Below are 13,803 nucleotides of genomic sequence, written 5' to 3' on the forward strand. Positions count from 1 at the left end.
ACGGATACGGTCGGACCATGACTGGTGAGCACCCCGCGCTCGCGCTGCGTGGCCTGGCAAAGCGGTTCGACGGCAAGGTCGCGGTCGCCGGCGTCGACCTGGACGTCCCGGCCGGCTCCTTCTACGGCCTGCTCGGCCCGAACGGCGCCGGCAAGACCACCACCCTGTCGATGGCGGTGGGCCTGCTCCGACCCGACCACGGCCGGGCCTGGGTGCTCGGGCACGACGTCTGGGCCGACCCGGTGGGCGCGAAGCGGCTGCTCGGCGTCATGCCCGACGGGGTACGCCTCTTCGACCGGCTCAGCGGGGCGGAACTGCTGGCGTACCACGGTCTGTTGCGCGGGATGGACCCGGCGGTGGTCGACCAGCGTTCCGCCGAACTGCTCGACGTACTGGCGCTCACCGACGCCGACCGGACCCTGGTGGTCGACTACTCGGCCGGCATGAAAAAGAAGATCGGCCTGGCCTGCGCGCTGCTGCACGGCCCCCGACTGCTGGTGCTGGACGAGCCCTTCGAGGCGGTCGACCCGGTCTCCGCCGCGCTGATCCGCGACATCCTGCACCGGTACGTCGTCGGCGGCGGCACGGTGGTCTTCTCCAGCCATGTGATGGAGGTCGTCGAGCGGCTCTGCTCGCACGTGGCGATCCTCGCCGAGGGCACCATCAAGCGGGTCGGCACCCTCGACCAGGTCCGCGGCGACCGCTCGCTGGAGGAGGTCTTCGTCGAGGTGGTCGGCGGCCGGACCGCGACCGGCGAGGAGCTGGCGTGGCTGTCCCGGTGACCCCGACCGCCGAGCCGGTCCGGCGGGTCACCGCCGGGCACTTCGTCCGGCTGAAGCTGCGGGTGATGGGCAACAACTTCCGGGGCCAGGGTTGGCGGATCGCGCTCTTCGTGGCCGGCGCCCTGGTCGGGCTCTGGTTCGCGGTCGGCGGCTTCCTGCTGCTGGCGGCGCCGGGCTTCACCGACGAACCCCGGTACGCGCTGATGACCGCGGCCTTCGGCGGCGGGTTGCTGGTGCTCGGCTGGCTGCTGCTGCCACTGGTCTTCTTCGGCGTGGACGAGACCCTCGACCCGGCCCGCTTCGCGCTGCTGCCGCTGTCCCGGCGCACCCTGGTCACCGGGCTGTTCGCCGCGGCGCTGGTCGGCGTACCGGTGGTCGCGGTGCTGGTGGCGACCGCCGGTCTGGTGGTCACCGCCGGCGCGCTCGGCGGCTGGCCGGCCGGCCTGGTCGGCGCGGTCGGGGTGCTGGCCGGCGTGCTGCTCTGCGTCGCGGCCAGCCGGGCGGTGACCAGCGCGTTCGCCACCATGCTGCGGTCCCGGCGGGTACGCGACCTGGCCGCCGTGCTGCTGGCGGTCGTCGCCGCGCTGCTCGGGCCGCTCCAGATCGTGGTGCTCGCCGCAGTCCGGAACGCGGACTGGGACCGGCTCACCGGGGTGGCCCGGGTCGTCGGCTGGACCCCCTTCGGGGCACCGTGGACGGTCGGCGTCGACGCCGCCGAGGGGCGGATCTGGGCGGTGCCGGTGAAGCTGCTGATCACCGCGCTCACCATCGGCCTGCTGCTGCTCTGGTGGTCCCGGTCGCTGGAGTCGGCGATGGTCGGCGCGGTGAGTTCCGCGCCGACGAAGAGCCGGCGCGGGCCGGTGGGCGGTGCGGTCGCCCAGCTCTTCCCCCGGGCGGTCGGCTGGATCGGGCGGGACCGGTTCGGTGCGCTGGTCGCGCGGGAGTGCCGCTACTGGTGGCGGGACGCCCGGCGGCGGGCCAACCTGATCACCATCGCGGTGGTGGGCATCTTCGTGCCGGTGATGGTCAACCTGGGCGGGGCGAACTTCGCGGCCGGCGACGGCCCCGACTTCACCGCCGGCAACTCCTCGCCGGCACTGCTCAGCCTCTCGATGCTCTTCGTCGGGGTGCTGGCGTCGGTCACCCTGGCCAACCAGTTCGGTTTCGACGGCAGCGCGTACGCGGCGAACGTGGTCGCCGGGGTGCCCGGCCGGCTGGAGCTGCGCGCCCGGATGACGGCCTTCTCGGCGTACGTGGTGCCGATCCTGGGGGTGGCGTCGATCGCGATCGCCACCGTATTGGGAGAGCCCGGTTGGATTCCGGTGGCCGCCGGGGCGCTGCTCGCCGCGTACGGGACCGGGTTGGCGATCAACGGGTTCGTCTCGGTGCTGGGGGCGTACTCGCTGCCGGAGACGAGCAACCCGTTCGCGATGAACACCGGTGCGGGGGTGGCCAAGAGCTTCCTCACCCTGCTGTCCATGATCGCCTCGGCGGCCGCCGCCGTTCCGATGGTGGTGGCCGCGGCACTGCTCGGCGACGTCTGGCTCTGGCTGGCCCTGCCGGTCGGCGGAGCGTACGGGCTGGGCGCGGCGCTGCTCGGCTCGTACCTGGCCGGGGACGTGCTGGACCGCCGGCAGCCGGAGCTGTTGGCCGCCGTCACCCCGCGCCGCTGATGCCGGTCGTCGAGGCGGTGGCCACCGTGCCCGTACCCCCGGAGCTGGCCTTCGCGGTCTCCCAGACCACCGCGCCGGTGCGCTATCGCTGGGATCCGTTCGTGCGCGAGCAGCACTTCACCGACGGGGCGACCCGTCCGGGCAAGGGGGTGCGGACGTTCACCCGGTCCCGGCACGGCCTGGTCATGGTGAGCGAGTACGTGTCGTTCGCGCCGCCGACCAATGTGGGCATGAAGATGGTGCGCGGGCCGTGGTTCTTCGAGATGTTCGCCGGCGGCTGGCGGTTCGCGCCCGCCCCGGAACCGGGCCACACGGTCGCCACCTGGCGGTACAGCTTCCGCACCCGCCCGGCGTTCCTGCGGCCGGTCGCCGGCCGGATCGGCGGCTGGCTGTTGACGAGGGACATCCGCCGCCGCATCGCCGGCTACGCCGCCGGCTGCGCCGACCCGGAGGTGCTGGCCGCCGCCCGTCGCTCACTCACCCCCGACCACCGGCCGGACGAGGGTACGACCTGAGCCCGCCCGCCCCAAGCGGGCCGCTTCGTTTGCGGCATGTCGCGGGCACGGCAGGCGGCAAGATCGCGTCAGCCGGGGCGGATGGTGCGGAGCACGGCGACGAAGGCGCGCCAGGCGGCCGGGGCGACGGTGAGGGTGGGGCCGGAGCGGTCCTTGCTGTCCCGCACCAGCACCATGCCCGGCAGGTTGTCCGCCACCTCGACACAGTTGCCGTCATTGTCCGACCGGGTAGATGTGCGCCAGAGCGGTGTGACAGGGGTCATGACGTCACCTTCAGTTTCTTGATCAGATCGAGTGATGCATGCTCGGACAGGGCCTCACCGAGGAGATACTCCCACTTCCGCTGCACCAATCCAATCCATTCTGGATGGTCCGCGATCTGACCTCGCGCCGCATTGTCGAGGCAGAGCAGACGCTCTTTCCCGGGCAGCTCCGCGAGCACGAACCCACCCCCAAGCGAAACGTGCGCACCGCCATCGAGCGGCAGAACGTGCAGGCGCACATGGGGCAGGTCAGCACTCTCCAGCAGCCGGCCAAGCTGGTGATCCATCACAGCCGGTCCACCTATCGGCCGCCGCAGTGCACTCTCATCGATGACGAAGACGCACTCGGGTGGCTCCTCCCGGCACAGCACGTCCTGCCGGCTCATCCGCAGGCTGAGCAGTTCCTCGACCTTGTCGGAACGGTAAAGCCTGCCAGCGGTGAAGACAGCCCGGGCATACTCCGCGGTCTGAAGAAGACCTGGAACAAGACATGGCTCGAAGTGACACAGCCGGGATGCCCGCTCTTCGTGGCCTGGCCACGACTCAAACCAGGAAGGTGAGCTCCTGCCCTCGTGATCCTTGAGCATGCTGGCGAGGAGGCCGCCGGTGCCGAGGGCCTGGTCGGCGGCGACGGCGAACTCCATGGTCGGCCGGCGGCGGCCGGTCTCGATGGCGGCCACCGTGGAGGGGCTCCACGTGATCAGAGCCGCCAGCCTCTCCTGGGAAACCTCGGCACCGGCCCGGGCGGCCTTCAACGCCCGGATCCACATCTCGACGTTCATCCTTACCTCTCCGGTAAGTACGTGACCGCGCTGCGTAGTAAGCCCTGGCATCCTCCCCTGCCGCCCGTCCTGAGTCCAGGGTGGAGGGCGCGCGGCCCGGCCGGTGGAGGCGACGACCCGGCGGCCGGTCCTGCGTCGGGCCGCCCCGGTCATCCCCCGGCCGGGGCGGCCCCCGTCGAGGAGAGGAGATCAGCCATGTTCGGGTACCTCCGCCGGAGGAACGCGGCGCTGTGGTCGTACCGGAGGAAGAAGCTGGCGGCGCCGACGGCCGTGCCGGGCGCGAGCGGGCCGGCGCGGCTGGCGCCCCGGCCGAACCAGCCACCGGCGTGGGCGACCGGGCCGACGGTGGCCCTGCCGCGACCGGGCCGGGCCGGCTGGCTGACCCCGGCGCAGACCTGGCGGGCGAACGGCGGCCGCTGGTGACGGCCGTCCGGGCGTGTCGCCCCGGGAACCGTCACCTGACCGCGAGCGTGACGCCTCTCAGTCATAGATGTGCCTCTGAGTCATCACGCTCAATCGCACATCCGCTTCCGGCGGGCGACACGCCGCGGTCGGGCCGGTGAGCAGGCCGCACCTGCCGATGCGGCCGCTCTGGCGCTGCCGGGCCTGCGGCGCGCACTGGCCGTGCCAGCCCGCCCGCCTGGCGCTGCTGGTCGAGTACCGGCACGATCGGACCGCGCTACTGGTCTACCTGGGGAGCATGCTGGCCGAGGCGGCCGATCAGCTCGGCCAACTGCACCCGGGCGCACGCCCGGTGGAGCTGCACGAGCGCTTCCTTGGCTGGGCACGGGCCCGGGGCGGCACAATGTTTCACGTGAATCATGAGCCGGGCGCCGAGATCCACCACACCGATCCCTTCGCCGTCCCCGCCGGGCAGCGCTCGCCGGTCCGCCGGCTGCGCGGCCGGCTGGCCGCGCCGGTCACGCTCTGGACGGCGCCGGGGCCGGCCGGGCTGACCGTCTCTTCCACCCTTGTCGCCGAGGGGGAGCCGGACCGGCTGCTCGGGCTGATCGACCCGGAGTCGGACCTGTGGGCGGCGATCGAGGCGGCCGGCCGGTTCGCGGTGGCGCCGCTGGGCCCACCGCACCGGCAGCTGGCCGACCGGTTCGCCGGCCTCTTCCCCTCGCCGGGCGGGCTCTTCGCCACCGGGGCGTGGACCGACACCCCGTACGGCCCGGTCCCGACCGACACCGGCGGGTGGGCCGGCTGCCGGCTCGACACCGCCCGGGAGTACGGCTGGGCCCTGCTCGTCGAGGCCACCATCGAGGCGGTCGACCTGGCCGAGGAGACCACCCCGCTGCTGCACTACCGGGGTCGCTACCGGGAACTGACCGACTGAGCGGCTACCGCTCAACGGAGTGACCTGGGTCACTCGGCGCAGCCAGCGGACCGCTCGGCGCAGCCGCCGACCGGTCCCGATCACGGTCTTCCCCGGCGTGGAGCGCGCTCTCTACCGTGCGCGAAACTCCCCACGCCTGTGAAGGTGGTGATCCACAGATGTCCACGGACACACCCGCGTCCGCCCCCGCAGAGTCGGCGGCGGAGCGGTACCTCGCCGTACAGCGGTCGGACGAGTTCGCCGGGTTGCGTCGCGCCCTGCGCAGCTTCGTCTTCCCGATGACCGTCGCCTTCTTCCTGTGGTACGCGCTCTACGTGATCCTCTCCGCGTACGCGCGGGACTTCATGGGCACGAAGCTCTTCGGCAGCAACATCAACGTCGCGCTCGTCTTCGGGCTGCTCCAGTTCGTCTCCACGTTCGTCATCGCCTGGCTCTACTCCCGGTACGCCGACCGGAAGCTCGACCCGGTCGCCGACCGGATCCGCGCCGAGATCGGGGAGGTGCACCATGAACACGGTCCTCGCGGCTGAGGCGGGCGACACCGCCCGGAACCTCACCATCACGCTCTTCCTGGTCTTCGTCGCGATCACCCTGGCCATCACGGTCTGGGCGAGCCGGCAGACCAAGACCGCCACCGACTTCTACGCCGGCGGCCGGTCCTTCTCCGGCTTCCAGAACGGCATGGCGATCGGCGGCGACTACATGTCGGCCGCGTCCTTCCTGGGCATCGCCGGCATCATCGCGCTCTACGGCTATGACGGCTTCCTCTACTCCATCGGCTTCCTGGTCGCCTGGCTGGTGGCGCTGCTGCTGGTCGCGGAGTTGCTGCGCAACTCGGGCCGGTACACGATGGCCGACGTGCTGGCCTTCCGGATGCGCCAGCGGCCGGTGCGCACGGCGGCGGCGGTCTCCACCATCACCGTGTCGATCTTCTACCTGCTGGCCCAGATGGTCGGCGCGGGCGCGCTGGTCGCGCTGCTGCTCGGCATCAAGCCCGGCACCACCTTCCTCGGCATGGACGCCGACACCGCCAAGGTCGCCACCATCATCATGGTCGGCGCCCTGATGATCATCTACGTCACCGTCGGCGGGATGAAGGGCACCACGTACGTCCAGATCGTCAAGGCGTTCCTGCTGATGACCGGCGCGATCGTGATGACCCTGCTGGTGCTCGCGAAGTACAAGTTCAACCTGTCCTCGCTGCTCGGCGACGCCGCCGCCGCGTCCGGCAAGGGCGACGCCTTCCTCGAACCCGGGCTCCGGTACGGCGTCGAGAAGGCGGGCGACGCCACGCAGACCTTCTACAACAAGATGGACCTGCTCTCGCTCGGCATCGCGCTGGTGCTCGGCACCGCCGGCCTGCCGCACATCCTGATCCGGTTCTACACCGTGCCCACCGCCAGGGCGGCCCGCAAGAGCGTGCTCTGGGCGATCGGCATCATCGGGTCGTTCTACCTGCTCACCCTCGCCCTCGGCTTCGGCGCGGCGGCGCTGGTCGGCGGCAAGGCGATCACCGCGCAGGACAAGGCCGGCAACACCGCCGCGCCGCAGCTCGCCGAGGCCCTGGGCAAGGACTTCTTCGGCGGCGACCTGGGCGGTGCCACCCTGTTGGCGATCATCGCCGCGGTCGCCTTCGCCACCATCCTGGCGGTGGTCGCCGGGCTCACCCTGGCCTCGTCGTCCAGCCTGGCGCACGACTTCTACGCCAACGTCATCAGGAACGGGCAGGCCTCGGAACGGCAGGAGGTGGCGGTCGCCCGGATCTCCGCCCTGGTCATCGGCGCGATCTCCATCGCGCTCTCGATCTTCGCGCAGAGCCTGAACGTGGCCTTCCTGGTGGCGCTCGCCTTCGCGGTCGCCGCCTCCGGCAACCTGCCCGCGATCCTCTACAGCCTGTTCTGGAAGCGGTTCAACACCTCGGGCGCGGTCTGGGCCATCTACGGCGGGCTGATCTCCGCCGTCTTCCTGGTCTTCTTCTCGCCCGTGGTGTCCGGGGCGGCGACCTCGATGTTCCCCGACCACGACTGGCAGTGGTTCCCGCTGTCCAACCCGGGCATCCTCTCCATTCCGTTCGGCTTCCTCTGCGGATGGATCGGCACGGTGATCTCCAAGGAACGGGACGACGCCAAGTACGCCGAACTGGAGGTGCGGGCCCTCACCGGCGCCGGAGCGCACTGACCACCCAGCACCGGTACGGGGCCCCCGGCGTGACCACGCCGGGGGCCCCGCGCCACATCGGAGGGCGCGCCGGCGGCTCGGGCCGAGGCGCGTACGACCCGGTCGCTGAGTAGGCTGACCGGCATGAAGGTTGCCCCGCGCTTCGGAAGCGATCACCGCGTCCTGGTCACCGGCGGTGCCGGTTTCGTGCCGTCCCACCTGGTCGACGCCCTGATCGAGCGGGGGTGCACGGTCGTCGCGCTGGACAACTTCGTCACCGGCTCCAAGGACAACGTCGCCCACCTGGCGGAGCACCCGCGCTTCACCCTGGTCGAGGCGGACATCTCCGAGGGGCTGCCGACCGACCACCCGGCGCTCGCCGAGCGGTTCGACGCCATCCTGCACATGGCCTCCCCGGCCAGCCCCACCGACTTCGAGAAGCTGCCGGTGGAGATCCTCCGGGTCGGCTCGGTCGGCACCCTGCACCTGCTGGAGCGCGCCACCGCCGACGGTGCCCGGTTCCTGATGGCCTCCACCTCCGAGGCGTACGGGGACCCGAAGGAGCACCCGCAGCGCGAGACGTACTGGGGCAACGTGAACCCGATCGGCATCCGCGCGGTGTACGACGAGGCCAAGCGTTTCTCCGAGGCGGCGACCATGGCGTACCACCGCAGCCGCGGGTTGGACGCCGCGATCGTGCGGATCTTCAACACCTACGGCCCGCGGATGCGCCCGGACGACGGGCGGGCCATCCCCACCTTCATCTCCCAGGCGCTGCGCGGCGAGCCGATCACCGTGCACGGCACCGGCAACCAGACCCGTTCGATCTGTTACGTCGACGACCTGGTGCGCGGGATCCTGCTCCTGCTCGACTCCCGCGAGACCGGGCCGATCAACTGCGGCACCGAGCATGAGATGAGCATGCGGCAACTGGCGGAGACGATCGTGTCACTCTGCGGCAGCGAATCCCAGGTGACCTACGTCACCCGCAGCTCGGACGACCCGGAGAAGCGCCGCCCGGACCTGACCCTCGCCCGGGAGCTGCTCGGATACGAGCCGACCGTGACGCCCGAAGAGGGCCTGCGACGCACGATTGACCACTTCCGCGAGCGGGTAGGGTAACCCCTTCCCCGGCACGCGGAGCGTCTTCCGCCATTCTCCTTCGGGCAACTCTCGACTCGGCTACGTACGCTGAGACGCATGTCAGCGACATCGTCTGCCGGCGCCCCGCTCCCGTACCTGCACCGGAGCTCCGGGCGCGCCCCGGTTCCCGGCTCCGCTCCGGGCGCCGTCACGCGCCCCCGCTCGTCCGGCTCGCAGTGGTATCCGTCGTACGACGAGGCCCCGGGCCGCACCGGCGGGCCGGGCGGCCCGGGCGGACCCGGCGGGCCCCAGGACCCGGGCGGGCCGGGCGGCCCCGGTGGGTCGGGCCGGCGCGGCCCACGCCCCCGCTGGGGGCGGATCGGCCTGGTCGCCGGCATCGTGGTGCTGGTGCTCGCGCTGCTCGGCGGCATCGGGGCGTGGTTCTACACCCGCAACCTCAACGAGGACCTGGCCCGCACCGACCCGTTCTCGCAGATCACCGGCGGTCGCCCCGCCAAGGCGGTCGACGGCGCGCTGAACATCCTGCTGGTCGGCTCCGACTCGCGGGACCCGGACGCCCCGGTGGACAAGCAGAGCCAGTGGCGCGCCGACACGATCATCGTCATGCACATCCCGGCCGACCACAAGGCCGCCTACCTGGTCTCCATCCCGCGGGACCTGTACGTGCCGATCCCGGAGAGCGCCGGCGCGGAGTGCGGCTCCGGCCAGCGCCACAAGATCAACGCGGCGTTCGCCTTCGGCGGCCTGCCGCTGGCCGTACGGACCGTCGAGTGCTTCACCGACGTCCGGATCGACCACGTGATGGCGATCGACTTCGGCGGTTTCAAGGAGGTCACCGACGCTCTCGGCGGGGTCGACCTGAAGGTGGAACAGAGCATCACCTCGATCCACAAGCCCTACCGGAAGTTCACCAAGGGCACCATGCACATGGACGGCGCCACGGCGCTGGACTGGATCCGGCAGCGCAAGCAGTTCCCGCAGGGCGACTTCGCGCGGATGCGCCACCAGCAGGAGTTCCTCAAGGCGCTGATGGACAAGGCGGCGAGCACGGGCACGCTGACCAATCCGAAGAAGCTGAACGACTTTCTCCAGTCGGTCACCGACGCGGTGACCGTGGACAACGGTTTCTCGCTGACCGACATGGCGTTGCAGTTCCGCAATCTGCGCGGCGAGAACCTCACCTTCATCACCAGTCCGAACGGTGGCAGCGAGACGATCAACGGGGAGTCCGTGGTGGTCTCCGATCGGGAGAAGGCGTTGTCGATGTACAAGGCGATGTCCGCCGACACCATGGCCGACTGGGTGGCGGCCAACCAAAAGACGGACGTAACGGGCAGAACGAACTGAGCCGGCACCCCGGCGGCCGGGTGCTCCGGCCGCCGGGACGGCCCGCCGGGCGGGCGAGATGTCGGCGAGGTTTCGACGAGCGTCATCAGAGGTCGTTTCTCGGCGGGTCGGTCATCGCCCGCCAACCACCGACCAGACCCCGTTGCCTCACCCGTTCGGATGATATTCGTAGGCAACTGTCGGAATGATTAAGAATTGGGTGTCTGACGACCTCGCCTTGGCGAGGGGCGGTCCGTAAAGTGATCCACCGCCCCCCGATCCTCGAGCTGGAGCACGCATGCCGGTTCAGACCAGCCCCCGCCCGACGTCGCAGGAGTTCGACACCCCGCCCCGGGTGTCCGCCACCATCCCCTCGCAGGGTGGCCGCGCCGGGCGGCGTGCCGACGCCGGCACCCGCAAGCGGACGAAGCGCAAGGATCCCCTGTGGGCCCGGATCACCCTGGTCTTCGGTGCGGTGCTGATGATGACCAGCGGGATCGCCATCGTCGGCAGCAAGGCGCTGATCAGCCAGGCGACCGGCGGCATCGCCCAGAAGAACCTGCTGGGCGGCGCGGGAAAGAGCGACGCCGAGGGCGGCGCCAACATCGACGGCCCGATCGACATGCTGCTGCTCGGCGTCGACGTCCGGCAGAACTGGGCCAAGGACGACATCCGGTCGGACAGCATCATCCTGCTGCACATCCCGGCCAGCCACGACCAGGCGTACCTGATCTCGATGCCGCGGGACACCGAGGCGCAGATCCCGGCGTTCGAGAAGAGCGGCTACCGGGGCGGCACCGACAAGATCAACGCCGCGTTCCAGGCCGGCGCCCGCAACGGCGGCGGCTGGGAGGGCGGCGCCCAGCTGATGGCCCAGACGATCAAGAACATGACCGGGGTCAGCTTCGACGGCGCCGCGATCATCAACTTCGGCGGCTTCAAGACCGTCATCGACACGCTCGGCACCGTCCGGGTCTGCGTCAGCCACGAGGTGAAGTCGATCCACACCTCGGTCGTCGACGGCAAGCAGATGTGGAACACCGAGGCCCAGAAGACCGGTCGCCCGATGACCCCCACGGTCTACAAGAAGGGCTGCCAGGAGATGAACGGCCTCCAGGCGCTCGACTACTCCCGCCAGCGCTACGGCCTGCCGAACAGCGACTACGACCGGCAGCAGAACCAGCAGCAGGTGATCAAGGCGATGGCCCGCAAGGCCACCGACAAGGGCGTGCTGACCAACCCGGTCAAGCTCAACCAGCTGATCAAGGCGACCAGCAAGGGCCAGGCGTTCATCCTGGACACCGGCGGCATCCCGGTGCCCGACTTCGTCTTCGCCATGCGCGGCGTCACCGCCAACGAGCTGACCATGCTGCGGACCAACGGCGGCACCTACCACGGCAACGCCAACCACCGGGAGACGCTGGACCAGCAGACCCTGGACATGTTCCGGGCCGTCAAGGAAGACCGGCTCGCCGAGTTCGTGTACGCCCACCCGAACGTGCTCTCCACCCGCAAGTGAGCCGGCTCCACCGAAGCGGCCACACCGGGAGTGACCGAACCGTAGCCTGATGTGAGGAGTTCTCACGTCACGGCCAGGGGGAGGGCGCCACGTCCAGGTCAGTGCGCGCCCACCGGGGGCGGGGCGACCCGCCGGCCCGGCCCGGACGCCGCTGGCCCCGGCTGCTGCTGGGCGTCGGTCTGACCCTGCTGCTGCTCGCCGTCGCCGGCGTCGTCGGGATGAAGGCGCTGACCTCCCGGTACGACCGCACGGTCAGCCGGGAACAGCTGCTCGCGCCGGACGCCCGGAACTCCCGCACCGACCTCTCCCGCGGGCTCAACTACCTGCTCGTCGGCTCCGACCGGCGGGCCGGGTCCGGCGCGCCGGACCAGCGCTCGGACACCATCCTGATGGTGCACGTCCCGCCCGGCATGCGGCAGGCGTACCTGATCTCCATCCCGCGCGACCTGCTGGTCGCCATCCCGCCCGCGGGCAACGGCTACCGCGGCGGCCAGGACAAGATCAACGCCGCGTACGACCACGGCGGCGGCGGCGAGGGCGGCACGAGGCTGCTCTCGGCCACCCTGTCCCGGCTCACCGGCGTCCGCTTCGACGGCGCGGCCCTGGTCGACTTCACCGGCTTCCGCCAGGTCATCGACCTGCTCGGTGGGGTGCGGATGTGCGTCGACACCCAGGTCCGCTCGGTCCACACGAAGACCCTGTTCACCCCCGGCTGCCAGCAGATGGACGGCGCCCGGGCGCTGGACTACGCCCGCCAGCGCTACGACCTGCCCAACGGCGACTACGACCGGCAGCGGCACCAGCAGCAGCTGCTCCGGGCCATGCTGGACCGGGCCGGGCAGACCGACCTGCGCGGCGACCCGGTCAAGCTCGACCGCGTGCTGCGCGCCGTCGGCGGCTCGCTGACCGTGGACACCAACGGCGTACCCCTGGACGATCTGGTCTTCGCCCTCCGGTCGCTGCCGTCCGACGCGCTGCACGGCGTCCAGGTGCCGTCCTACCCGCAGACCATCGACCAGGTCTCCTACGTGGTGCTCGACAACGGCGGCGGCGGCCTCTTCGACGCCGTCCGCGGCAAGCGGGTGGCGGGCTGGGTCCAGGCCAATCCGCGCTGGGTGAATCGGCTTTGACGCCACACCGGCCCGCCCCGCGACGGCCGCCGGGGCGAGGACCTAGGCTTGGTACCCGTGTTCGGACCCCAGGTACCCAGCGTCCCCGTGACCGAGATCCACGACGACATCTACCTGCTCGACGTCCGGGAGGACGACGAGTGGACCGCGGGGCACGCCCCCGGTGCGCACCACCTGCCGATGATGCAGCTGCCGGGCCGGCTCGCCGAGGTGCCCACCGACCGTGAGGTGGCCGTGGTCTGCCGCTCCGGCGGACGGTCCGCCCAGGTGGTCGGCTATCTGCTCAACAACGGCTGGGAGCAGGTCCGCAACGTCGACGGCGGCATGCGGCACTGGGAGGCCGTCGGTAAGCCCGTGGTCGGCGGGGACGGGCAGCCCGGCCGCATCATCTGAGCGACGACGGATGGGCACGCCACTGGTCTTCGCGCACCGCGGCGCGTCGGCCGACCTCCCGGAGCACACCCTCGCGGCGTACCTGCGGGCCCTCGACGAGGGCGCCGACGGGCTGGAGTGCGACGTCCGGCTGACCCGCGACGGGCACCTGGTCTGCGTGCACGACCGCCGGCTGGACCGGACCAGCAACGGGCACGGCCTGGTCAGCGCCCGGACCCTGGCCGAGCTGGAGACGCTCGACTTCGGGTCCTGGCACCCGGGCCGCCTCGCCGTCGACGAGGCCGAACCGCTGGACGACTCGCACACCCGGCTGCTCACCCTGGAACGGCTGCTGGCGGCGGTGCTGGCCGCCGGCCGGCCGGTCCGGCTGCTGGTGGAGACCAAGCACCCGTCCCGCTACGGCGGCGACGTCGAGCGGAAGCTGGTCACCCTGCTGCGCCGGCACGGGCTGGCCGAGCCCGGGCCGGACGATCCGGTCCGGGTCACCGTCATGTCCTTCTCCGCGTTGGCCGTCCGCCGGATCCGGGAACTCGCGCCCACGCTCCCCACCGTGCTGCTGCTGGAGATGCTGCCCCGCTGGGTGCCGCTCGGCCGGCTGCCGTTCGGCACCCGGATCGCCGGGCCCGGCATCGCCCTGGTGCGGGCCCGCCCCCGGCTGGTGCCCGAGCTGCGCGCCGCCGGCCACCAGGTGTACGTCTGGACGGTCAACGAACCGGAGGACCTGGAACTGGTCCTCGCCACCGGGGTGGACGGGGTGATCACCGACCGGCCGGCCCGGACGCTGGCCCGGCTGGGTCGCTGAGCCCGCCGGGGCGGGGGT

General features: G+C 71.4%; 15 protein-coding genes. 13 read left to right on the forward strand and 2 right to left on the reverse strand.

The window, feature by feature from the left end; translation table 11 throughout:
* The first annotated feature begins 17 nt into the window (after positions 1-17).
* The 3 genes from V6U81_RS11355 to V6U81_RS11365 are packed head-to-tail and all read left to right on the forward strand — an operon-like array spanning position 18 to position 2,970.
* Positions 18-782, forward strand: a complete 765-nt coding sequence (locus V6U81_RS11355) for an ABC transporter ATP-binding protein (protein WP_334487713.1) — start codon at positions 18-20, stop codon at positions 780-782.
* Positions 767-2,455 carry an ABC transporter permease gene (locus tag V6U81_RS11360; RefSeq protein WP_334487716.1) on the forward strand — a complete coding sequence of 563 codons (1,689 nt, stop codon included), beginning with the start codon at positions 767-769 and terminating at the stop codon, positions 2,453-2,455. Before V6U81_RS11355 ends, V6U81_RS11360 begins: the two co-directional genes overlap by 16 nt.
* Positions 2,455-2,970, forward strand: a complete 516-nt coding sequence (locus tag V6U81_RS11365; protein WP_334487718.1) for an SRPBCC family protein — start codon at positions 2,455-2,457, stop codon at positions 2,968-2,970. The genes V6U81_RS11360 and V6U81_RS11365 overlap by 1 nt, the downstream gene beginning before the upstream one ends.
* Positions 2,971-3,038: 68 nt before the next feature.
* On the opposite strand, the gene V6U81_RS11370 is transcribed toward V6U81_RS11365, so the two are convergent.
* Together V6U81_RS11370 and V6U81_RS11375 are read right to left on the reverse strand one after the other, a co-directional pair.
* Positions 3,039-3,233 (reverse strand): DUF397 domain-containing protein, encoded by a 195-nt coding sequence (locus tag V6U81_RS11370; RefSeq protein WP_334487719.1) that lies wholly within the window; start codon positions 3,231-3,233, stop codon positions 3,039-3,041.
* Positions 3,230-4,015 carry a helix-turn-helix domain-containing protein gene (locus tag V6U81_RS11375; RefSeq protein WP_334487721.1) on the reverse strand — a complete coding sequence of 262 codons (786 nt, stop codon included), beginning with the start codon at positions 4,013-4,015 and terminating at the stop codon, positions 3,230-3,232. The genes V6U81_RS11370 and V6U81_RS11375 overlap by 4 nt, the downstream gene beginning before the upstream one ends.
* 195 nt (positions 4,016-4,210) lie before the next feature.
* Between V6U81_RS11375 and V6U81_RS11380 the strand changes: the two genes are divergently transcribed.
* The 10 genes from V6U81_RS11380 (at position 4,211) to V6U81_RS11425 (ending at position 13,785) form a co-directional block, all read left to right on the forward strand.
* Positions 4,211-4,438: a hypothetical protein gene (locus tag V6U81_RS11380; RefSeq protein ID WP_334487724.1), complete on the forward strand. Its 228-nt coding sequence runs from the start codon at positions 4,211-4,213 to the stop codon at positions 4,436-4,438.
* Positions 4,439-4,595: 157 nt separating this feature from the next.
* On the forward strand, positions 4,596-5,354 hold the full coding sequence (locus V6U81_RS11385) for a flavin reductase family protein (RefSeq protein WP_334487910.1): 759 nt from the start codon (positions 4,596-4,598) through the stop codon (positions 5,352-5,354).
* Between the two features lie 158 nt (positions 5,355-5,512).
* Positions 5,513-5,884, forward strand: a complete 372-nt coding sequence (locus tag V6U81_RS11390; RefSeq protein WP_334487727.1) for a DUF485 domain-containing protein — start codon at positions 5,513-5,515, stop codon at positions 5,882-5,884.
* Positions 5,862-7,532 carry a solute symporter family protein gene (locus tag V6U81_RS11395; RefSeq protein WP_334487730.1) on the forward strand — a complete coding sequence of 557 codons (1,671 nt, stop codon included), beginning with the start codon at positions 5,862-5,864 and terminating at the stop codon, positions 7,530-7,532. The genes V6U81_RS11390 and V6U81_RS11395 overlap by 23 nt, the downstream gene beginning before the upstream one ends.
* Before the next feature lie 123 nt (positions 7,533-7,655).
* Positions 7,656-8,633: an NAD-dependent epimerase/dehydratase family protein gene (locus tag V6U81_RS11400; protein WP_334487733.1), complete on the forward strand. Its 978-nt coding sequence runs from the start codon at positions 7,656-7,658 to the stop codon at positions 8,631-8,633.
* A 78-nt stretch (positions 8,634-8,711) separates the two neighbouring features.
* A complete protein-coding gene (locus tag V6U81_RS11405) occupies positions 8,712-9,962 on the forward strand; it encodes an LCP family protein (protein WP_334487735.1) in 1,251 nt (416 codons plus the stop codon).
* Positions 9,963-10,239: 277 nt separating this feature from the next.
* Entirely contained in the window at positions 10,240-11,460 is a 1,221-nt protein-coding gene (locus tag V6U81_RS11410; RefSeq protein ID WP_334487738.1) for an LCP family protein, read from the forward strand.
* 101 nt (positions 11,461-11,561) lie between these two features.
* The gene (locus V6U81_RS11415; protein ID WP_477463225.1) at positions 11,562-12,590 is read left to right on the forward strand and encodes an LCP family protein; all 1,029 of its coding nucleotides are present in this window, start codon (positions 11,562-11,564) and stop codon (positions 12,588-12,590) included.
* Between the two features lie 57 nt (positions 12,591-12,647).
* Complete coding sequence (locus V6U81_RS11420) at positions 12,648-12,983, forward strand: rhodanese-like domain-containing protein (protein WP_334487740.1); 336 nt, start codon at positions 12,648-12,650, stop codon at positions 12,981-12,983.
* A gap of 10 nt (positions 12,984-12,993) precedes the next feature.
* Positions 12,994-13,785, forward strand: a complete 792-nt coding sequence (locus V6U81_RS11425) for a glycerophosphodiester phosphodiesterase (RefSeq protein ID WP_334487743.1) — start codon at positions 12,994-12,996, stop codon at positions 13,783-13,785.
* The last annotated feature ends 18 nt before the right edge of the window (positions 13,786-13,803 follow it).

The sequence above is a fragment of the Micromonospora lacuserhaii genome, from assembly GCF_036902735.1.
Lineage (GTDB): Bacteria > Actinomycetota > Actinomycetes > Mycobacteriales > Micromonosporaceae > Micromonospora.